Raw genomic sequence first — 19,821 nt, forward strand, 5'->3', positions numbered from 1 at the left:
TCAAGATCGCGGCCCGCATGCGCTTCTAGCGTGGTTCCCATGAGTACAGCCACGAACAGCACCGCACCTATCGCCGCCGACGGCCCCCACACCGCGAACGGCACGCCGCGCGGTTTCACCGCGCTCACCCCGTTCCTCGTCGTGCCGGGCGCCGCGGCGGCGATCGAGTTCTACGTGGCCGCGTTCGGCGCCACCGAGGTCTCACGGGTCGAGGCGCCCGCACCGGACGGCACGGGCACCGTCGTCGCCCACGCCGAACTCGACTTCGGCGACGGCCGCCTGCAGCTGGGCGACCCCAACCCGCAGTACGGCCTGGTCGCCGACGCGCGCCCGGAGGGTGCGGACGCCGACTGCGTCAGCCACTCGATGGCGCTGTACCGACCGGACGTCGACGCCGTGGTCGAGCGGGCGATCGCCCGCGGCGCGACGCTGCGCGAGCCGGTCGCCGACTTCGTGTCGGGTGACCGGTTCGCCTCGTTGCTCGACCCCTTCGGCCAGCGGTGGAGCGTGATGACCCGCACCGTCGACCTCAGCCAGGAGGAAAGCGCTCGCCGCGTGGACGAGTGGGCCGCGGCGGGCTTCCCCGCGCTGGATTGACGGCGGCGGGGCGGACGCGACGAGGGCGCGGGGCCGGCCGCGCCACCACTCAGCACACCCGGCCCCGCCGCCGCTCGGTCACGCCGCGTCGCGGTCCAATCCCAGGGCATCCGTCATCGTGAAGAAGAGGTCCGTCTGATCGCTCAGACCCACGACGTTCGCCGCACCGGGGCCGTAGGCGGCGACGCGCAGCTGCGTGCCGGTGTGCCCCTGCGACGCGTCGGCTTCGCCTGTGCCGTAGAGGATCCCCATCTCCGCGCCGTCCGCCGTGACGAGCTTCGAGGTCAGCGCCGGCGACTCGGTGCCGGTGGAGACGATCTGGCTGGTGTGGGCATGGTCGGCGGTGACGATCACGAGCGTCTCACCGTCCTTCTCCGCGAACGCGAGCGCCTCCTGCACCGCCTCGTCCAGGTCGACCGTCTCGCCGATCTGCCCGCACGGATCCGCGGCATGGTTCTGCTTGTCGATGGACGCGCCCTCCACCTGCAGGAAAAAGCCGTCCTCATCGCCGGAGAGCAGCTCGATGGCCTTGGCCGTCATGGTTTTCAGGTCCGGCTGGGTATCGGCATCACGGTCCGGGTTGGGTACGCATGTCTGCGCCGGCTTGTCCATTCCGCCCTGCGTCGCCTTCTCGCCCGTCCAGCGCACCTCCATGTTGCCGGGGGCGAAGAGCCCGAGCAGCGGCGCGTCCTGCCCCGCCGTCTGCACCGCGTTCAGCTCGTCGAGAGTGCGGACCACGGCGAAGCCCCGTGCCTCCGCCTGCTCGAACAGAGTCTGCCCCTCGTACTCCCCCGCGTGCGCGCGTTGGTCGAAGGTCTCGGCGCCGCCGCCGAGGACGACGTCCGGCCGGGTTTCCAGCAGCTGCTCGGCGATGGACCCGGCCCCGCCGTTCTCCAGCGCGTTCTCCGGGCACTTCTTCGCCGTTTCGTCGGGGCCGTAGCACTTGCGTTCGGTGACGTGGGAGAACTGCACGGCGGGCGTGGCATCCTCGATCTCCGCCGTGGACACGTTGCCGGTGGCCAGGCCGTTGGCCTGGGCGATCTCCATGATCGAGCGCTGCGGCGTCCCGTGGATGTCGACGGAGACCGCGCCGTTGTAGGTCTTCGTGCCGGTGGACCACGCGGTGCCGGACGCCGAGGAGTCGGTGACGTAGTCCGGCTTCCCGGTCTCCTGGTCCAGCGAGTAGTGCGTGTACTGGCCGGTGAACGGCAGCGCGTCGATTCCTGCGAACATCCCGCCGGCGCCCTCCGCCACGTTCCGCGCCGCGGTGATCTCCGAGTCGCCCATGCCGTCGCCGATCATCAGGATGACGTTCTTGGCTCCGGAGGCGTCGATCGCGCTGCGCAAGGCCTCCGACTGGTCGCCGGACAAGCGCCGCGCGCCGCCGTTCGCGGTGATGTCGCCGTGCGCGGCCCGGGAGTCGGATGCCAACTCCACTGCACCGGAGCCTGATCGGCTCTCTGTGGTGTCGCCGGTCGCCGACGGATCGGCGTTGCCGGCTCCGCATGCGGCGGTGGCCAGCAGCGTGGTCACCGCCGCCGCGACACCGACGACACGCGCCCGGCGGGCCGCGGGGTGGACTCGTGGGGTGGACTGCATGCGTCGAGGCAAAGATCTCTCCCGGTCGGCCCCGCTGTGGACGGGGCGGAATACCCTCCGCCGCAGCGGAGGCCGGTCGCTCTCGTGCGACCACCGGCAGTCTTTCCGCGCGATGTTGCCCGATGGCCACACAGACGCGGAGGGCGCGTGAACCCCGGATGAATACTCCGGGAGATCACGCGCCCTGCCCGAGTCCGCGCCGGCGGCGCCGGCGCGCACGCGGGTTACACGTTGTGGCAGGCCACGAAGTGGTTCTCGCCGATCTCACGCATCTGCGGTTCCTCTTCCTTGCACCGGTCCGTGGCCAGCGGGCAGCGCGTGTGGAACCGGCAGCCGGACGGCGGGTTGAGCGGCGAGGGCATGTCGCCCTCGAGCGCGTCGAACTCGTCGTCGACGCCCCGCTCACGATCCGGGTCGGGAATCGATGCGATGAGCAGCCGCGTGTACGGGTGCTTGGCTGAGTGCTCGACACCGTCGCTGGGCGCGATCTCGCACACCTTGCCCAGGTACATGACCATCATCCGGTCGCTGATGGACTTGACCACCGCGATGTTGTGCGCGATGAACATCATCGTCAGGCCGAACTCCTGCTTGAGCTCCTCGAGCAGGTTGAGGATCTGCGCCTGCACCGAGACGTCGAGGCTCGACACCGGCTCGTCGCAGATGAGCATCTTGGGCTTGAGCATCAGCGCGCGCCCGATGCACACGCGCTGGCACTGCCCGCCGGAGAGTTCACCGGGGGTGCGGTCCCAGACGGCGTCCGGGTCCAGCCCCACGTTGGTGAGCATTTCGCGGCCCAGCGTTTCGAGCCGCTTCTTGTCGTGCACGCCCCAGATCTGCAGGCCCTCGGTGATCAGGTGCTTGACCTTGCGCCGCGGGTTCAGCGACGACACCGGGTCCTGCATGATCATCTGCATGTGGTTGCGGAACTGCCGCAGCGCCTTGGGGCTGAACTTCTGCAGCTCGTACCCGTCGAGGGTGACCGTGCCGCTGGTGGGCGTGGGCAGCTGCAGCACCGCCCGCCCCGCGGTGGACTTGCCGCAGCCGGACTCGCCCACCACGCCCAGCGTCTCTCCGGCCAGCAGGTCGAAGCTGATACCGGACACGGCGTGCACCTTCTGCTTGCCCGCGTCGAACTCCACGACGAGGTCCTCGACGCTGAGCATCGGCTTGTCGTCGGGGCGCAGGTGCGCCTTGCCTGTACCCGCCATCAGACGGCCTCCAACTTCAGCTCGCGGCCGGCCGCGGTGCGTCCGGCCTTCTCGTTGGCGGCGAGCGCCGCATCGCCCTCGGGGGTGCCCACGGGGAAGTGGCACGCCACCCGGTGCGGGTGCTTCGGGTCCGCGCCCGGTTCGCCGTCCGCGGCCTGCGTGACCTCGAGCGCCGGCGCCTCGGTGAGGCACCGCTCCTGTGCGTACCGGCAGCGGTCCGCGAAGGCGCACCCCGGGATGGGCTTGGTCATGTCCGGCAGCCCGCCCTCGATCGACTCGAGGGGAGTGTGCGGCGGGTCCTCCAGGTCGGGGATCGCGGCCAGCAGCGCGGTCGTGTAGGGGTGCCGGGGCCGGGCGAACAGCTGCTTGGTCGGCGCCGTCTCCACGACCCGCCCCGCGTACATCACCGCGACGCGGTCCGTCTGCCCCGCCACGACGCCGAGGTCGTGGCTGACGAGGATCGACGCCATGCCCATCTCGTGGCGCAGATCGTCGAGCAGGTCCAGGATCTGCTTCTGCACCGTCACGTCGAGCGCCGTGGTCGGCTCGTCGGCGATGACCAGCGTGGGATCGCAGGCCAGGGCGATCGCGATGACGACGCGCTGGCGCATGCCGCCGGACAGCTCGTGCGGATACTGGTCGATGCGGCGTGCCGGCTCCGGGATGCGGACCTTGCGCAGCAGGTCGATCGCCCGCTCACGCGCCTTCTTCTTGTCCAGGCCCATGTGCACGCGGATCGACTCGGTCAACTGGGTCCCGATGTGCTTGAGCGGGTTCAGCGCCGTCATCGGGTCCTGGAAGATCATCGCGATGTCGTCGCCCCACAGCTGCCGCTGCTGCTTGCGGCTGAGCGCCTGCATGTCGTGCCCGGCGAAGCGCACCTCGCCGGTGATCTTCGTGGCGGTGTCGCCGGAGATCAGGCCCATGGCCGTCTTGCCCAGCACGGACTTGCCCGAGCCGGACTCGCCGACCAGTCCCAGCGTCTCGCCGGCGTCGAGGGACAGCGACACGCCGTCCACCGCGTGCAGCCACCCCCGCTTGGTGCGGAAGCGGGTGGACAGGTTGTCGATGGACAGCAGCGGCCCGTCCTGCCTCGGCGTGGCGGCCGCCGCACCGGTGCCCGCTCCGGCGAGCCGGTCGGCACCGTCGTTGGTCTCGGCGGTGGTGCTCATCGGTGACCTCCCTGTCCGCGCGGGGCGGAGTCTGACTGGTGTACGGGGGTGGGCCCGCGGCCCGTGGCGATCACAGCTTCACCCCTGCCCGGCCGGCGGTGGCCTTCTGCGCCTTCTCGCCGACGATGTTGAACGCGAACACCGTGAGGAACAGGAACACGCCGGGCACCAGGACGATGAACGGGTGCTGTTCGAACACGCCGCCCTGGCCCTCCGCGATCATGTTGCCCCAGGTGGGGTTCGGCGGCTTGATGCCCAGGCCCAGGAAGCTCAGCGATGCCTCGGCGACGATCATCACCGAGATCATCACCATCCCGAGCGACAGCAGCGGCAGCGCCACGTTGGGCGCGAGCTCGCGCACCATCACGCGCCACCGGCTGGCGCCCATCGCCCGTGCCGCCAGCACGAACTCGCGGGACGCGAACGCGATCGTGTTCGCCCGGGCGATGCGGATCATGCTGGGGATCGCCAGCAGCGCCAGCGCGAACGAGATGTTGCGCAGGTTCGGCTCGAGCACCGAGGCCAACGCGATCAGCAGGATCAGCGCGGGGACGGCCAGCAGCGAGTTGGTGAGCACGCCGATCACCGTGTCCGTCTTGCCGCGGAAGTAGCCGGCGCAGATTCCGATGGCGCCGCCCACGACGATGCCGATGACCACGGCGGCCACCGCGACGATCAGCGACGCCTGCGCGCCGTAGATGCAGCGGGCCAGCAGGTCCAGGCCGAAGTTGTTCGTGCCCAGCGGGTGGTCGGAGAACAGGCTCGGCGGCTGGTAGCCCTTGGCGCCCAGTGTCGCGGTGGTGTCCTTGTACTCGCCCAGCGGCAGCAGCGGGGCGAGGATCGCCGCGAGGATGAGCACCACCAGCCACACCCCGGACAGCACGAAGGTGAGGTCGAAGTCGCCGCCGAACCTGGCCAGGCCGATGCGGCGCAGGCCCGTGTAGATGCCGACCAGCCCCAGCAGCACGGCCGGGACGCGCACGCCCATGACGATGGCGGACGCGGCGAGCCCGAACAGCAGCAGCGCGATGCCGACGACGAGCAGGATTCCGCCGAGCCGGTAGAGCTTCTTGCGCTCGCCGGGATCGTCGCCGATGAAGGGGTCGTCGGGCCCGGAGCCCAGGGGCCCGTCGGGTCCGCCGAGGGACGGTTCGTCGATCAGGATGTCAGACATTTGCGCGTCGGCTCCTCGGGTCGAGGTATCCGTAAGAGATGTCGATGATGCCGTTGATGACCACGTAGATCACGGCGATGACGAGGACCGCGCCCTGCACCATCGGCATGTCGCCCTGCTGGGCGTGACGGACGATCAGCGAGCCCATGCCGGGGAGGGAGAACAGGACCTCCACGATCACGGTGCTGCCGATCATCGAGCCGATCGAGATGCCGAGCATCGTGATCAGCGAGAACGACGACGGTCGGAGCGCGTCGCTCACCAGGAGACGGAAGTTGGACATGCCCTTGGCCTTGGCCACCAGGATGAAGTTCTCCCGCAGAGTGGAGCACAGGTCGCTGCGCAGGATGCGGGTGAACATCGCCATCTCGAGCAGGCTGATGGTGACGGCCGGGAGTATCGCGTGGTACAGGTTCTGCCCCGGGTCTTCGGAGAAGCGCACCCACTGCGAGCGCGGGAACCAGCCGGCGTAGTTGACGAACACGATGATCAGCAGCATGCCGGACAGGAAGCTGGGGATGGACAGCACGCCGAACGTGCACGCGCTGATGGCGCGGTCGACCCAGCCGCCTTCGTGCCGGGCGGACCACATGGCGACGGGGACCGCCACGACCAGCGCGATGATCAGGCCCATCAGCGCCAGCTGCACGCTCACGGGCAGCGCGGCGGAGATCTGCGAGGTCACGGTGCTGTTGGGCGGGAGGAGCGACTTGCCCAGGTCGCCCTGCAGCGCCCCGGAAAGCCAGTCCCAGTAGCGGGTGAGGAACGGGTCGTTCAGCCCCATCTCCTCGCGCGCCGCCGCGTATTCGGCCGGCGTGTGCCCCTCGCCGAGCGAGGCCACGGCGGGGTCGCCGGGTATCAGCTGCACAAGCGAGAATGTGCCGATACTGACGACGAACAACACCACGACGAGCTCGACGATCTTCTTGATCACGACTCGTGCCATCGTCGTTGTCGCCTCCTTTCCGTTCTTGGTTCGTCCGGTTGTCCGCGCACGGTGCTGCGCTCCGGAGCGGATGCCACCGCCGTCCGCCGCCCTCGACGCCCCACAGGGGAATCAAGCTGCGCAAATACGATTGTGACCACTGACTTGTCGCCCCACATCTTGTGATGTCAACCACGTTGAATCGTGGTCCGTCTCACTGGGCGAGACATGCCCCCGGGAGGGTGTGCACAATGCGTCGCCGCAGGCCTCTTGCAGGTCCGATGCGCCGCTCGCGCGGGGCCCCGCAGCCCCTGGACTGCAACGAGGTTCCAGTAATGCGCCGCCGTGGCGTCCGGGTTCGTATACGTTCGCACGGGATGTGACAACAGTCACCGACCCGTCCCGCTCAGCAGGCGGCCTCCGCGCCGCCATCCGCACCCGCCGGCCGGGCCCCGTCCCGCCGCACCCGACCACGCCCCCTGAAGGAGAATCCCGTGACGTCGATGCCCCACCGCACCCGGCGCAGCGCCCGCCGGGCGACCCGACTCGCCGCCGCACTTGCGGCGGGCGCCCTGCTGGTGACGGGGTGCTCGTCCGCGTCGGACACCGCGCCCTCCGCGTCCGGAGGCGGGTCGGGCACCGTCGACCCGGACGCCGTCGCCACCGGATGGGTCGGCGCCGCGCACGGCTCCGTGGGCGGCACCACCGACGGCGGCAGCCTCTCGTACGCCACCTACAGCTCGGTGACCACCCTCGACCCGGCGAACCGCCAGGACGGCGGCGCCACCGGGGGCACCGAGATGGCCGCCATCTACGACGTGCTCATGCGCTACGACAACGCCACCCACGAGTACGTGCCGCAGCTCGCCGCATCGCTCACCCCCGACGCCGACAACAAAGTGTGGACCCTCAAGCTCCGCGACGGCGTCACCTTCTCCGACGGCACCCCGCTCAACGCCGACGCCGTCGTGTGGAGCATCGGCCACTACCTGGAGAAGCGGGGCACGCACTCGCAGATCTGGAACGCCAGCGTGGAATCGACGGTGGCGCAGGACCCCTCGACCGTCGTCTACACGCTCAAGCGCCCCTGGAAGGACTTCCCGGCGATGCTCACCACCGGGCCGGGCATGATCGTGGCCCCGTCCTCGATGGCGGGCGGCGAGTTCACGCCCGTCGGCGCCGGCCCGTTCACCGTGAGCAGCTTCGCCCCGCACGACGAGCTGGTGCTCGCCGCCCGGCAGGACTACTGGGGCGGCACGCCGCACCTGGCCGAGCTGCGCTTCCCCTCGATCGTGCAGGAGCAGGGCAAGGTCGACGCGATCAAGTCCGGCGGCGTGCAGGCCGGCTACATCCGCAACGTCGACGTCATCCACGGGGCGATCACGGGCGGGATGTCCGGCTGGTCGTACGCCGCGAACATGTCCAAGGTGCTGTTGATCAATAACCGCGAGGACCGCGCCGGCGCCGACCCGCGCGTGCGCCAGGCGATCGTCGCCGCGATCGACCCCGAGGTGTTCGACACCCGTGTCGAGGGTGGATTCGGCGCGCCGAACTCGGCGATGTTCCCGCCGTCGTCGCAGTGGAGCCAGGACGGCGACGCGCCCCGGTACGACCCCGACAAGGCCCGGAAGCTGCTCGACGAGGCCAAGGCCGACGGGTTCGACGGCGTCCTGAGCTACGCGGGCGTCAACGAGGCCGCGGCGCAGAAGAGCGCGCTGGCCTTCCAGGCGATGCTGCAGAACGTGGGCTTCACCGTGGAGCTCAACCTGTCGAGCAGCATCAGCGACCTGGTGAAGACGATGTACGCCGAGCACGACTACGACATCGGCTACGCCGCGTTCAACGTGCTCGACGACGCCCCGTTCGTCCGGCTGTTCGGCAACCTCTACAGCACGTCCAGCGCCAACCCGATGGGCTACGCGAACCCGCAGATGGACGACCTCTTGATGCAGCTGCAGTCCGCCCCGGACGACGACGCCAAGCGCGACGTGCTCGCGAAGATGCAGCAGCTCGTCGACGACACCGCGCCGTTCGCCACGCTGGGGGCGGGGCGCGCCTTCATCGCGATGGCCGACTCGGTGCAGGGCGTCAAGCCCAGCATGGACGGCATCATGCTGTTCGACCAGGCGTGGATCAAGGGCGCCTGACCGCACACGACACACCCCGCGCACACGACACACCCCGCGCACACGGCACACCCCGCGCACACGGCGCTCCTGGCGCCCCGGGATCACCGGGGCGCCAGGAGTTCCCGGGCGATGGCGTTCTTCTGGATCTCCGATGAGCCGGTGAGCACCCGGAACATCCGGATCTTCCGCCACAGCCGTTCGACCTCGGAACCGCGCACCATTCCGGCCTTGCCGTGCAGTTGTACGGCGCTGTCGGCGATCTGAAAAGCCTTCTCCGCCACGAACAGCTTGCACATGAACGCCTCCACCTTCGGGGTGCGGCCCGCGTCGAGATCGGCGAGCGCGTCGTAGGTCATGGCACGCGCCGCGTAGTAGTCGGTGGCCATGTCCGCCACCGTGTGCTGGATCGACTGGAGCGCCGCCAGCGGTCTCCCCTGCACCTGGCGCTGCTGGACGAATGCGACCGTCAGGGCCAGTGACCGTCGGGCCATGCCGAGGATCGTCGGGCAGTGCAGCAGCCGGTTGACCGTCACCCGCCCCAGCCCGATGCGCAGGCCCTTGCCCTCCTCGCCCAGCAGCTGCTCCGGGCCCACGTACACCTCGTCGAGGATGATGTCCGCCTCGATGTGCTGCCCGGACATGGGGGTCTCGCCGTCGTCCACGGTCACCCCCGGGGCGTCGAGGTCGATGAGGAACGCGGAGTACGACTCCGGGAACTCCCCGTCGGGTGCGCCGGAGGGCGGGCCCATGCGGGCGATGAGCACCGAGAAGTCCGCGAACGGACCGGCGGAAGAGAACACCTTGTGGCCGGTGATGCGCCAGCCGTCGCCGTCGGGCACCGCCGTCGTGCGCATGCCGCGCACGTCCGAGCCTGCGTTCTCCTCGGTCATCGAGAAGCAGCACGCCCGCTCGCCGCGCAGCAGCGGCAGCAGGTACCGCTCCCGCTGTGCGTCGTCGGCGACGCCGAAGATCGCGCCGGCGCGCAGCGGGCCGCCCATCTCGCCGAGCACCGACGACGCCAGCAACCTCGACGACGCGGCGATCTCCTCCTTGAGCGCCCCCAGCTGCACATTGGTGATCCCCTGCCCGCCGTATTCGGGGCCCAGGTTGATGCCGTAGAAGCCGAGCTCGCGGCTGCGCTTCCACACCGGCTCGAGCATTGCGCGGGTATAGCGCTGCTCGGGCTGCAGGCCCAGCCCGGCCTCGTACTCGGCGAGCTCGCCGTCGAGGTACCCGCGCAGCGCGTCCACCCGGTCCTGCAGGACCGGGTCGTCGTAGTGCGGTGTGAGGGTGAATCCCATCGTTGCTCCTGGTGATCGTGATTGCGTGCGGTCGCGGCGTGGGCGGGGGCGGCGCGGTTCTCAGTGGACGCGGCGCCCCGCGCCCGCCCAGTACCGTTCACGCACGGCCTTGCGGTCGGTCTTGCCGTTGCGGTTGACCGGCAGCGCGTCGACGAAGTCGACCGAGCGCGGCTTCTTGATGCGCGCCAGGTGCTCGGCGCAATGCGCGACGAGTGCGTCCTCCGTCGCCGTGGCCCCGGCGCGGCGGACGACGACGGCCTTGACCGCCTCGCCCCAGGTGTCGTCGGGCACGCCCACCACGCACACGTCGGCGACCGCCGGGTGCGAGGAGAGCGCCGTTTCCACCTCGCTGCAGTAGATGTTGAATCCGCCCGAGACGATCATGTCCTTGACCCGGTCGACGATGAACAGGTAGCCGTCCTTCCGGAAGTAGCCCAGGTCGCCGGTGTGCACCCAGCCGCCGCGGAACGTCTCGGCAGTGAGATCGGGCGCCCGGAAGTACTCGCGCACGCAGTCGGGCCCGCGGGCGGTGATCTCGCCGATCTCCCCCGGCGGCAGCGGCGCCCCGTCGTCACCCACCACCCGCACCTCGGTGTCGAACATCGGCCGCCCGCACGAGCGCAGCAGTTCCTCGTCCTCCGGGGTGGCCGCCGCCGCGCCGCGGGCCACGTCGTCCCGGGTCAGGACGGTGATGCCACTAGTGGTCTCGCCCAGCCCGTAGCCCTGCATGACGATGGGCCCGAAGGCACGCACCGCCTCGCGCAGGCGGGTGGGCGAGACAGGCGCGCCGCCCACCCCGATGGTCCGCAGGCTCGACAGGTCGGCCGCGTGCAGGTCGGGGTGGTCGAGCAGCATCGTCAGCATCGTCGGCACGACGAACGCGGAGGTGATCCGCTCGCGCTCGACGGTGCGCAGGAACCCGCCCGCGTCCCAGCGGGGCAGCACCACCACCGCGGAACCGCGCGACAGTGTCGCCAGGATCGTCATCCCCGAGGCGTGCGTGATGGGCCCGCCCGCCAGGTAGCGGTCGCCGGGGCCGGGCCGCTCGTCCGGGTTCATCAGCCGCTTGCGCATATTGGCCAGCCGGTTGCCCTGCGTCTGCACCGCGGCCTTGAGCCGGCCGGTGGAGCCGGACGTGAAGTTGAGGACGCACGGATCACCGGCGTCCACGTCGACGGCCACCGCCGCGTCCGCCTCGCCCTCGGCCAGCAGCGCCTCGTACTGTCCACCCAGCTCGACCACCGTGCAGTCCAGGCCCGCGTCGGCGACGGCCCGGCGCGCGGTGTCGACGTGCACGGCGTCGACGACGAGCAGGCGCACGCCGGCGTCGCCCAGCACGTGCGCCAGCTCCTCCGCCCCCAGGCGCGCGTTGACGGGCACGCGCACGGCGCCGCACTTGTACAGCGCGAACTCGACCTCGACCAGCTCCGCCCGGTTGTCCGCGTAGGTGCCCACCGCAGCGCCGCGGCCCAGGCCGCGCGCCACCAGGGCCGACGCGAGGCGCCGGCAGTTGCGTTCGAGCTCGTCGAAGGTGCGGCGCTGCTCGCCGCACACCAGCGCTTCGGCGACGGGCCAGTACGCGGCGCTGCGGGTGAGGTGGATGCCGAGGTTCATCTGTGCTCCTTCTCGATCGCGTGCGCGAGGCACGCCGCGGCGGCCGGCGCCGTCGCCGGACGCGGTGTGACGATGGGGAAGTCGGGCCGCAGCACGTCGCACAGCCCGAACAGCGTGGCGACGGCGTCGCCGGATCCGGCCATGACGGCGATCCGCCCGTCGTCGAAGGCGTCGCCCGCGTCCGCCGCGCCGAAGGCGAGCATCGCGAGGTCCGCGCGCGCCAGGCGGATGTGCGCGTCGATACCTGCGTCGCCCGGCGTCGGCGCTGCGCCCGCCACGCGGGCGGTGCGGGTGAGGGCGCCGCGCCGCAGCCGCACCAGGCGGGTCTCGCCCGTGTCCGCCACCTCGAGGAGCAGGGTGATCCTGCGGTCGGCCGCCGCCGGGCCGTCCAGCCGGATCGCCACGTAGTCCAGCAGCATGTCGGTGGTCATCGCGCCGAGCACGTCGCGGGCCGCGGACCCGCGGCCGCGACGTTCGGCCCGCCCGTGCCGCAGTTCCCGCGCGCCGGACAGGTACACGTTGCGCCAGGCGGTGGACTCGGACTGGTAGCCGAGCTGCTCGAACGCGTCGGCCTGCAGGGCCCGAGCGACGGCGTCATCCGGGTCGGCGAACACCACATGGCCCACCACCTCGGCCACCCAGCGGTAGTCGCCCTCGTCGAAGGACCGTCGCGCGCGCTCCAGCACAGCGTCGGCGCCCCCCATGAACTCGACGTACCTGCGCGCCGCGGCCGCCGGCGGATGCCGGTCCAGGTGCGCCGGATTGCCGTCGAACCAGCCGAGGTACCGCTGGTACACCGCCTTGGCGTTGTGCCGCACCGTGCCGTAGTAGCCGCGACCGGGCCAGAAGCGTTCCAGGGCCGCCGGCAGCGTGAGCTCCTCGGCGATCTCCTCCATCGTCAGCCCGTGCGCGGCCAGGCGCAGAGTCTGGTCGTGCAGGTACTTGTACAGGTCCTGCTGGCAGGCCAGGAACTCCGCGATGCGCGCGCTGCCTCGCACCGGCCAGTGATGCTGCAGGAACATCACGTCGGACTCGGCCGCGAACAGCTCTGCCGCCTCGCCCAGATGGAAGCTCCACGCTGCGGCGTCGCGCACGGGGGCGCCGCGGAGCGTGTAGAGGTTGTGCAAGGTGTGGGCGGCGTTCTCGGCCAGGCAGAGCGCGCGCCACCGCGGCAGGTGGAAGTTCATCTCCGCCGGCGCCTCGGTGTCGGGGGTGAACTGGAAGACGAACTCCACACCGTCGAGCACCATGCGGGTACCGGTGGCGTCGACGACGTCGGTGGGTTCGATGAGGCTCACTGTGCCCCGCGACAACCCCATGCCCAGCCCCGCGGACACCTGGCCGCGAGGGCCGGGCGGCACGAGCGCGCCGTACATGTACTGGGCGCGGCGCGACATGGCCGTACCCGCGTGGACGTTCTCGCTCACCGCGTGCTCGAAGAACCCGGCGGGCGCCACCACCGGCACCCGGCCCGATCCGGCCGGGCCCGCCTCCGCGGGATCGACCACGCCGCGCAGTCCGCCGAAGTGGTCGGAGTGGCAGTGCGTGACGATCACCGCGGTGACGGGGCGTTCGCCGAGTTCGCGGCGGACCAGGCCCAGCGCCGCAGCCGCCGTCTCGACGCTCAGCAGCGGGTCGACCACGATGTACCCGCTGTCGCCGACGATGACGGTCATGTTCGCCAGGTCGAACCCGCGCACCTGGTAGATGCGGTCGGCGACCCGGTAGAGGCCGTGCCGCAGGTTGAGCCGCGCCATCCGCCACAGGCTCGGGTCGACGGTGTCCGGGGCGGGGGCGTCGTCCCTGTCGCCGCCTGCTGCACCGCCGCCTTCGAGGAACGCGTACGGGCGCAGGTCCCACACGACGCGGCCGTCCGCGGCGGTGATGACCGGCTCGTCCAGCGTGGCGACGAAGCCGGCCTCGGCGTCGGCGGGCCCGGTGTCCTCGTCGAACGGCAGCCTGCGCCGCACCTCGGCCTGCCTCGCTGCCGTGGCCGCGGTGGCCGGGCGGGGGGCACCCGGATCGGCGGCGCCCGACACGGTGCTCACGGCGCTCACTTCTTCCACGCCGAATCGAGGAGCATGATGCCGTTGTCGGTGGGCACGATGCCGTGCACGTCCGTGTTCCACGAGACGAACGAGCGGTTGGCGCCCCACACCGCGAACGGCTGGTCGGCGTTGACGCGCTGCTGGATCTCTTCCAGCGCCGCCGTCTTGGTCGCCGTGTCCGGTGCGGCCAGCACCTTGTCCAGCAACGCGTCCATCTTCGGGCTCGTGTAGGCGGAGATGTTCGCGGCGGAGTCGCTGCGCAGGGCGCCGTACAGCCTCACGCCGGGCGCCGCCTCCGAGACGTTGTACGACGAGTAGCTGATGTCGAAATCGTGCTCCGCGTACAGGCGCCGCACCAGGTCGGTGGCGTTGTTGACGTAGTCGATGGTCACGTCGAAGCCCACCGCGTCGAGCATCGCCTGCACCGCGACGGCGCGCTGCTGGCCGGAGGGCGCGTTGACCCCCACGTAGGTGAGGTGCCCGTCGTATCCGTCGGCCTTCGCCTGTTCCAGCAGCTCGGCCGCCTCGGCCTCGTCGGGGGTGACGCCCGCGGTCCCGGTGTGCCAGCGCGACCACTGCGGGAACATCGTGGTGCCCGGCAGCCCGGCGCCCGCGTCGACGCGCTCGTCGATGACGGCGGGGTCGACTGCGAGTGCGACGGCCTTGCGCACCCGCGGATCCGCGCCCGGACGGCCGGGGGCGTTGTTGATCTGCCCGACGGATCCGAGCGCGTCCGTGCGCAGGAAACCGGGCGTCTTCGCAGACTGCTCGCCGGCCTCCTTCGGGTGGAACAGGTAGGCCACGTCGGCACCGCCGTTGGCCAGGGTGCTGATTCGCGCGTCGTCGTCCGCGAGCGCCACGAAGTCGATCTTGTCCAGGTGCGGCTTTCCACCCCAGTAGTCCGTCCGCGCCACCAAGGTGAGCTTCTGCTGCGGCGCCAGATGTCCCACGGTGTAGGGGCCGGCGCCGATGGGGGTGAACGTCGCGCCCGCGTACGCGGCGGGGGCGACTATCATGCCGTGACCGTTCGCCAGCAGCGCGGGGAACTCCGGCCAGGGGGCCTTGAGCGTGATGGTGACCGTCGCCGGATCGGTGGCCACGGTGGAGGCCACGCGGTCGGTGTACAGCTCCGCATTGGCGCCGCGCTGGGAGTTGTAGCGCTTGATGCTGGCGACCACGGCCTGCGCGTCCAACGGGGTTCCGTCGGAGAAGGTCACGCCCTCACGCAGTGTCACCGTCCACACCGTCGCGTCGTCGTTGGCGGTGATCGACTCCGCCAACTGGGGAACGAACTTCCCCGACGCGTAGTCGTAGCGGGCCAGCACGTCGTACACCGCTGCCAGTTCGGTGCCGCCGGAGGCGCCGTCCGGCCGCGTGACCGTGGGATCCAGGCTCGCGACCGGCGCGAACGAGGCGAAGGTGAGCGTGCCGCCGTCGACCGGATCGCCGGCACCCCGCTGCACGTTCACCAGACCGGTGGAAACCTCTTGCGCCCCGGATTGCGGTGCACCGCCCGAACCGTCGCCGGCCTGGGATGCGCATCCCGACAGCGCCAAGAGCGCCGCCGCGGCGACCGCCATGACGGGCGCGGCCCACCGGCGGCGGTGGCGCGTGGTGTTCGGCAGCATCGGACCTCCTCAACACTGGCCCGGTAGCCCGGGCGCTTTCGCCGTCCGCACGGGTGGGGTTCCGCACACGCCGACGTTTAAGTGATCTGAATCATCACTGTAAAGCAGTTGGTTTAATCTGACAACGTCTGGCACGATCTGTTGCATGACCACGGCCGCGACATCGACCAGTGAGCGGATCATCCTCACCGCGGAGCGCCTCTTCGGCGAACGCGGACTGGGCTCCGTGTCGCTCCGGGAGATCGCGGTGGCAGCCGGTCAGCGGAACTCCGCCGCGGTCCACTACCACTTCGGAAACAAGGACGCACTGGTCCAGGCGGTGTTCGACCATCGGATGGCGGGCACCAACGCGCACCGGCTGAGCATGCTCGCCGCCATGACAGCCGACGGCCGCGACGCAGACCTGCGCGCCCTGCTGGAGGCGCTCGTCACCCCCCTGGCGGCCGCCACCGGCCACGCGGACAGCCACTTCGGCGCGTTCCTGCTGCAGCTGGCCAGCGTGCCGCCGTACCGGATCAACTGGGACTGGGAGTCCGCCGAGAGCGTCCGACTGGTGTGGCGGGGAATCGCACGGTGCCTCGCACTGTCCGGGCCCGTGGCGGACGAGCGCAAGAAGATGCTCACCAACCTCGTGATCCACACCGTCGCCGACCACGAAAGGTCGGAATCGGACGTGTGGCAACGGCAGCTCATCGACGCCGCGGCCGGGTTGCTCTCCGCCCCTGACAGCACCGGGTGAGTGCGGGCGATCGGTGGGCGCCGGCCGCGGGTGACTGTTGCGTGTGCCGGTCGCGCGGAGGGGTAGCGAGCCTGTCGGCCACCCGAGTGCAGGTCCGCGGCCGACGCGCGAGCCGTTCTGCACCCCGCGTGCCGGTTCACCGCCAGTGCGCGAGCCGCTCCCCCACCCGCGAGCGGATCTGCCGAAACCCCCCGCGAGAACGGCCCGCGCACTCCAGACCGGCTCGCGAGGTGCGGAGCGACCCGCGAAATCCAGACCCGCTCGCGCACGGCGCGGCAGCCCACCGCACGGCGGACTCGTCACGCCCACGCCGCGGCCGGTGATAGAACTGGTTCCCATGAGCACCACGCCCGACGCCTCCGCCCTCGTCGCCACCGTCGAGAGGTCCCCCGCCGCCGTCGCCGCGCACGACCGCGACGGCTGGCTCGGCCTTTTCTCGCACGACGCCGAGGTGTGCGACCCGGTCGGCTCGCGCCCCAACCGCGGGCGCGCCGAGCTCACCGCCTTTTACGAGACCTTCATCGCGCCGAACGACATCACGTTCCGCGTCGAGCACGACACCGTCGCCGGCATGACGGTGTTCCGGGATCTCACGCTCGAGACGGTGATGGGCGGGCGTATGGGCCCCGGCGGGGCGACCGCGCCGGGCGACGTGGCCCTGCAAGTGCCCATGCATCTGCGTTACGACCTGGTCGACATCGCCGGCGAGGGCCGGAGCGCGGACCTGCGCCTGGCGCTGCTGCATGCGCACTGGGAGTTGCCGTCGATGATCGGGCAGCTGCTCGAGCACGGGATCGTCGGCGCCGGGGTCGGCGCCAAGCTGGTCCCGCGCCTGCTGCGCAATCAGCGCGTCGGGGGCACCGTGGGGTTCGGCCGCGCACTGCGCCGTGCCGGCCGGGAAGGCAAGTCGACGGTGGAGGGCCTGCTGGGCGCGCTGTCCTCCGGCGACGCCGCCGGCGCGCGGGAACGCCTCATGCCCGGTGTCTCGATCGAACTGCCCGGCACCGACCGGAGCATGACCATCGAGGAGTTCGCGGGCGCGCCGCGCGGGCTGCGCTGGCGCAAGCTCCTGTCCGCGGGGATGACCGTCACCGCCACCATCGAGTCGGAAGGGGCACGCGGCGTGGGCCTGTTCGAGTTCGACGACCGGCGCGACCGGGTCAGCCGCGCGCGGTTGTACCTTCCCGGCTGACCGAGCCCTCCACCGTCCAACTCGTCGCCGCAGGCGCGTCCCGCAGCACTCGCGCACCGGAGGCGAAACGTCGCACCTGCTCTCCGGCCCACATCCGGGCCGGCACCGCCCCGCGCAGCAGGGCCCGCATCGTGTCGGGCGACTCCCCCAGCGGCGCATCGGATCCCGCGATGACGATGTTTCCGGTGCGGCGCCCCGCCAGCATCGCCGGATCGGAGATCACCACCACGTGCGCGAACGCCTGCAGCATCGTCGCGGTCTCGCGCCGCGCCACCGTGCGATCCGGCGTGTCGCCGCAGTTGACCATGTAGATGCCGCCGGGCGACAGGACGCGGACGGCTTCGGCCGTGCACTCGGCGGTGGTCAGCCGCTCCGGCGTGACGGCCCCGGAGAACACGTCGCGGATGATCACGTCGCGGGTGTCCTCACGCAGGGACTCGAGCACCGTCCGCGCCTCCCCCGCGCGCAGCCGGAGGCGCGGTGCGCGCGGCAGGTCGAACCACCCGCGCACCAGCACCGCCATCGCCGCGTCGATCTCCACGACCACTTGTCGCGCTTCGGGATACCCGGCCGCGAGGTACCGCGCCATCGAGCACGCCCCGCCTCCCAGGTGCAGCACCCGCAACCGGTGGTCGGCCGACCACCGCGGCGCGATCAGCGCCGCGAACCACCGCATGTATTCGAAATCGAGCCGGCGCGGGTCGTCGAGGTCCACGTGCGAGCTTTCCACGCCGTTGACCTTGAGCACCCACCCGTGGGGAGTGAATCGGTCGGGGACGAGCTCACACGTGCCCGTGTCGATCTCGTACACCCCGGCCACCGGTCCGCCGGCATCCGGACCCCGCTCGGTCGGCCGGTCGCCGCGCCGAGACCGGCCCTTGCGTTCACCGCGCCCCATCAGACGCGCTCGCGGAGCTCCCGCTTGAGCAGCTTGCCGCTGGCGTTGCGGGGCAGCTCGTCGACGAAGACCACGCGCTTGGGCACCTTGAACGACGACAGCCGGCCGCTGACGTGGGAGAGGAGGGACTGCTCGGTCACCGGTGCACCGTCACGCAGCACCACCACGGCCGTCACCGCCTCGATCCATTTCTCGTCGGGCATGCCGATCACCGCAGCCTCCGCCACCGACTCGTGCGTGTAGAGGGCGTCCTCCACCTCGCGGGACGCCACGAGCACGCCGCCGGTGTTGATCACGTCCTTGATGCGGTCGACGACGGTGATGTAGCCCTGCGCGTCCCGCGTGACGAGGTCCCCGGAATGGAACCAGCCGTCGCGGAACGCCTCCGCGGTGGCCGGCTCATCGTCCCAATACCCCTCGCACAGCTGCGGCGAGCGGTAGAGCACCTCCCCCGGCTCGCCGTCCGCGGCCTCGTCGCCGTCTGCGTTCACCACCCGGGATTCGACGTAGAACACCGGATGCCCGCAGGATTCGGGCCGCTCGTCGTGGTCCTCGGGCCGCAGCACGGTGGCCAGCGGACCGATCTCCGACTGGCCGAAGCAGTTGTAGAAGCCCAGCTCCGGGTACCGTCCGCGCAGCCGCTGGAGCACCGTCACCGGCATGATCGAGGCGCCGTACTGCGCCTTGGTCAGCGAGGACAGGTCACGGGCCGCCAGGTCCGGGTGGTTCGCCAGCGGCACCCACACCGTGGGCGCCAGGAACAGCGAGCCGATCCGTTCGGCCTCGACCGTCCGCAGGATCTCCGCCACGTCGGGCGCCGGCAGCAGCGTGATCTCCGCGCCCACCGCCAGGTACGGCAGCATGAACACGTGCATCGCCGCCGAATGGTAGAGCGGCATGCAGATCAGCGGCCGGTCCTCCGCGGTGAGGTCCAGCGCCATGATGCAGGAGACGTACTCGCACATCAGCGCGCGCTGCGTCATCATCGCACCCTTGGGCCGGGACGTGGTGCCGGAGGTGAACAGCAGCTGCGCCAGGTCGCCGCCGCCCACGTGCCCCGCCTCGGTGAGCTCCTCGTACGTGGGCACCGCGCCTGCGCGGACCGCGTCGAGCAGGCAGGTTCCGCCGTCGCGCAACAGCAGGATCGTCTCCACGCCGAGATCGCCGCACACCGGGGCGGCCGCGTCCTCCAACCCAGGGTCCACGAGCAGCGCCCGCGTCGCCGTGGTCCGCAGGATGTGCGCGAGTTCCTCGCCGCGCAGCGCGTAGTTGACGGGCACGTGCACCAGCCCCGCGCGTGCGCACGCGAGGAACCCGATCAGGTACGCATCGGAGTTGGTGCCGAACGCCGCCACCCTGTCGCCGATGCGCAGCCCCTTGGACCGGAGCCACCCGACCCCGCGGGACACGGCGTCATCGAGCTCCCGGTAACTCCACCTGCGCCCTTCGAAGACGAGGGCTGTGCGATCAGGGTGGCGCGTCGCGGAGCGGCGCAGCACGCCGTCGACCGTGTTGGCATGCGGGTCCAGGCTCATATTCGCAGATCGTAGCCGGGTTCCGCAGCGGCCGGAACCCGCAGGGTGCGTGGCAGGCC

The 19,821-nt window shown here is 71.0% G+C and carries 15 protein-coding genes; 4 read left to right on the top strand and 11 right to left on the bottom strand.

Features of this window, described 5'->3' with window-relative positions; translation table 11 throughout:
• The first annotated feature begins 39 nt into the window (after nt 1-39).
• Nucleotides 40-597 (top strand): VOC family protein, encoded by a 558-nt coding sequence (locus H4F70_RS18645; RefSeq protein WP_182358305.1) that lies wholly within the window; start codon nt 40-42, stop codon nt 595-597.
• A 78-nt stretch (nt 598-675) separates the two neighbouring features.
• On the opposite strand, the gene phoA is transcribed toward H4F70_RS18645, so the two are convergent.
• From phoA to H4F70_RS18670, 5 genes are all read right to left on the bottom strand, one after another.
• Complete coding sequence (gene phoA / locus H4F70_RS18650; RefSeq protein ID WP_182358306.1) at nt 676-2,196, bottom strand: alkaline phosphatase; 1,521 nt, start codon at nt 2,194-2,196, stop codon at nt 676-678.
• Between the two features lie 224 nt (nt 2,197-2,420).
• Complete coding sequence (locus H4F70_RS18655) at nt 2,421-3,407, bottom strand: ABC transporter ATP-binding protein (RefSeq protein WP_182358307.1); 987 nt, start codon at nt 3,405-3,407, stop codon at nt 2,421-2,423.
• The gene (locus tag H4F70_RS18660; RefSeq protein WP_182358308.1) at nt 3,407-4,579 is read right to left on the bottom strand and encodes an ABC transporter ATP-binding protein; all 1,173 of its coding nucleotides are present in this window, start codon (nt 4,577-4,579) and stop codon (nt 3,407-3,409) included. Before H4F70_RS18660 ends, H4F70_RS18655 begins: the two co-directional genes overlap by 1 nt.
• A gap of 70 nt (nt 4,580-4,649) precedes the next feature.
• On the bottom strand, nt 4,650-5,753 hold the full coding sequence (locus H4F70_RS18665; RefSeq protein ID WP_182358309.1) for an ABC transporter permease: 1,104 nt from the start codon (nt 5,751-5,753) through the stop codon (nt 4,650-4,652).
• On the bottom strand, nt 5,746-6,699 hold the full coding sequence (locus H4F70_RS18670) for an ABC transporter permease (RefSeq protein WP_182358310.1): 954 nt from the start codon (nt 6,697-6,699) through the stop codon (nt 5,746-5,748). The genes H4F70_RS18665 and H4F70_RS18670 overlap by 8 nt, the downstream gene beginning before the upstream one ends.
• Nucleotides 6,700-7,181: 482 nt before the next feature.
• Here H4F70_RS18670 and H4F70_RS18675 point away from each other — a divergent pair, with 482 nt between their 5' ends.
• Entirely contained in the window at nt 7,182-8,825 is a 1,644-nt protein-coding gene (locus H4F70_RS18675) for an ABC transporter substrate-binding protein (RefSeq protein WP_182360525.1), read from the top strand.
• An 83-nt stretch (nt 8,826-8,908) separates the two neighbouring features.
• Here H4F70_RS18675 and H4F70_RS18680 read toward each other — a convergent pair whose 3' ends face one another.
• Genes H4F70_RS18680 through H4F70_RS18695 form a run of 4 tightly spaced genes read right to left on the bottom strand, consistent with a single transcriptional unit; the run spans nt 8,909 to nt 15,398 of the window.
• Entirely contained in the window at nt 8,909-10,108 is a 1,200-nt protein-coding gene (locus tag H4F70_RS18680) for an acyl-CoA dehydrogenase family protein (RefSeq protein WP_182358311.1), read from the bottom strand.
• Between the two features lie 60 nt (nt 10,109-10,168).
• Nucleotides 10,169-11,722 carry an acyl-CoA synthetase gene (locus H4F70_RS18685; protein WP_182358312.1) on the bottom strand — a complete coding sequence of 518 codons (1,554 nt, stop codon included), beginning with the start codon at nt 11,720-11,722 and terminating at the stop codon, nt 10,169-10,171.
• Nucleotides 11,719-13,770, bottom strand: a complete 2,052-nt coding sequence (locus H4F70_RS18690; RefSeq protein ID WP_235681213.1) for an alkyl/aryl-sulfatase — start codon at nt 13,768-13,770, stop codon at nt 11,719-11,721. The genes H4F70_RS18685 and H4F70_RS18690 overlap by 4 nt, the downstream gene beginning before the upstream one ends.
• A 5-nt stretch (nt 13,771-13,775) precedes the next feature.
• The gene (locus H4F70_RS18695) at nt 13,776-15,398 is read right to left on the bottom strand and encodes an ABC transporter substrate-binding protein (RefSeq protein ID WP_235681214.1); all 1,623 of its coding nucleotides are present in this window, start codon (nt 15,396-15,398) and stop codon (nt 13,776-13,778) included.
• Nucleotides 15,399-15,543: 145 nt separating this feature from the next.
• Here H4F70_RS18695 and H4F70_RS18700 point away from each other — a divergent pair, with 145 nt between their 5' ends.
• Entirely contained in the window at nt 15,544-16,137 is a 594-nt protein-coding gene (locus H4F70_RS18700) for a TetR/AcrR family transcriptional regulator (protein WP_182358313.1), read from the top strand.
• Nucleotides 16,138-16,474: 337 nt separating this feature from the next.
• A complete protein-coding gene (locus tag H4F70_RS18705) occupies nt 16,475-17,329 on the top strand; it encodes a nuclear transport factor 2 family protein (RefSeq protein ID WP_182358314.1) in 855 nt (284 codons plus the stop codon).
• On the opposite strand, the gene H4F70_RS18710 is transcribed toward H4F70_RS18705, so the two are convergent.
• Together H4F70_RS18710 and H4F70_RS18715 are read right to left on the bottom strand one after the other, a co-directional pair.
• Nucleotides 17,298-18,227, bottom strand: a complete 930-nt coding sequence (locus H4F70_RS18710) for a spermidine synthase (protein WP_182358315.1) — start codon at nt 18,225-18,227, stop codon at nt 17,298-17,300. The genes H4F70_RS18705 and H4F70_RS18710 overlap by 32 nt on opposite strands.
• Entirely contained in the window at nt 18,227-19,762 is a 1,536-nt protein-coding gene (locus H4F70_RS18715) for a fatty acyl-CoA synthetase (RefSeq protein ID WP_182358316.1), read from the bottom strand. Before H4F70_RS18715 ends, H4F70_RS18710 begins: the two co-directional genes overlap by 1 nt.
• Nucleotides 19,763-19,821 lie beyond the last annotated feature (59 nt).

This window comes from Tomitella gaofuii (assembly GCF_014126825.1).
Classification (GTDB): domain Bacteria; phylum Actinomycetota; class Actinomycetes; order Mycobacteriales; family Mycobacteriaceae; genus Tomitella; species Tomitella gaofuii.

Excerpts from the sequence above, each read along its gene's own strand:
- H4F70_RS18645 (WP_182358305.1), top strand. The coding sequence starts at position 40 with ATGAGTACAGCCACGAACAGCACCGCACCTATCGCCGCCGACGGCCCC.
- phoA (WP_182358306.1), bottom strand. The coding sequence starts at position 2,196 with ATGCAGTCCACCCCACGAGTCCACCCCGCGGCCCGCCGGGCGCGTGTC.
- H4F70_RS18655 (WP_182358307.1), bottom strand. The coding sequence starts at position 3,407 with ATGGCGGGTACAGGCAAGGCGCACCTGCGCCCCGACGACAAGCCGATG.
- H4F70_RS18660 (WP_182358308.1), bottom strand. The coding sequence starts at position 4,579 with ATGAGCACCACCGCCGAGACCAACGACGGTGCCGACCGGCTCGCCGGA.
- H4F70_RS18665 (WP_182358309.1), bottom strand. The coding sequence starts at position 5,753 with ATGTCTGACATCCTGATCGACGAACCGTCCCTCGGCGGACCCGACGGG.
- H4F70_RS18670 (WP_182358310.1), bottom strand. The coding sequence starts at position 6,699 with ATGGCACGAGTCGTGATCAAGAAGATCGTCGAGCTCGTCGTGGTGTTG.
- H4F70_RS18675 (WP_182360525.1), top strand. The coding sequence starts at position 7,182 with ATGCCCCACCGCACCCGGCGCAGCGCCCGCCGGGCGACCCGACTCGCC.
- H4F70_RS18680 (WP_182358311.1), bottom strand. The coding sequence starts at position 10,108 with ATGGGATTCACCCTCACACCGCACTACGACGACCCGGTCCTGCAGGAC.
- H4F70_RS18685 (WP_182358312.1), bottom strand. The coding sequence starts at position 11,722 with ATGAACCTCGGCATCCACCTCACCCGCAGCGCCGCGTACTGGCCCGTC.
- H4F70_RS18695 (WP_235681214.1), bottom strand. The coding sequence starts at position 15,398 with ATGCTGCCGAACACCACGCGCCACCGCCGCCGGTGGGCCGCGCCCGTC.
- H4F70_RS18700 (WP_182358313.1), top strand. The coding sequence starts at position 15,544 with ATGACCACGGCCGCGACATCGACCAGTGAGCGGATCATCCTCACCGCG.
- H4F70_RS18705 (WP_182358314.1), top strand. The coding sequence starts at position 16,475 with ATGAGCACCACGCCCGACGCCTCCGCCCTCGTCGCCACCGTCGAGAGG.
- H4F70_RS18710 (WP_182358315.1), bottom strand. The coding sequence starts at position 18,227 with ATGGGGCGCGGTGAACGCAAGGGCCGGTCTCGGCGCGGCGACCGGCCG.
- H4F70_RS18715 (WP_182358316.1), bottom strand. The coding sequence starts at position 19,762 with ATGAGCCTGGACCCGCATGCCAACACGGTCGACGGCGTGCTGCGCCGC.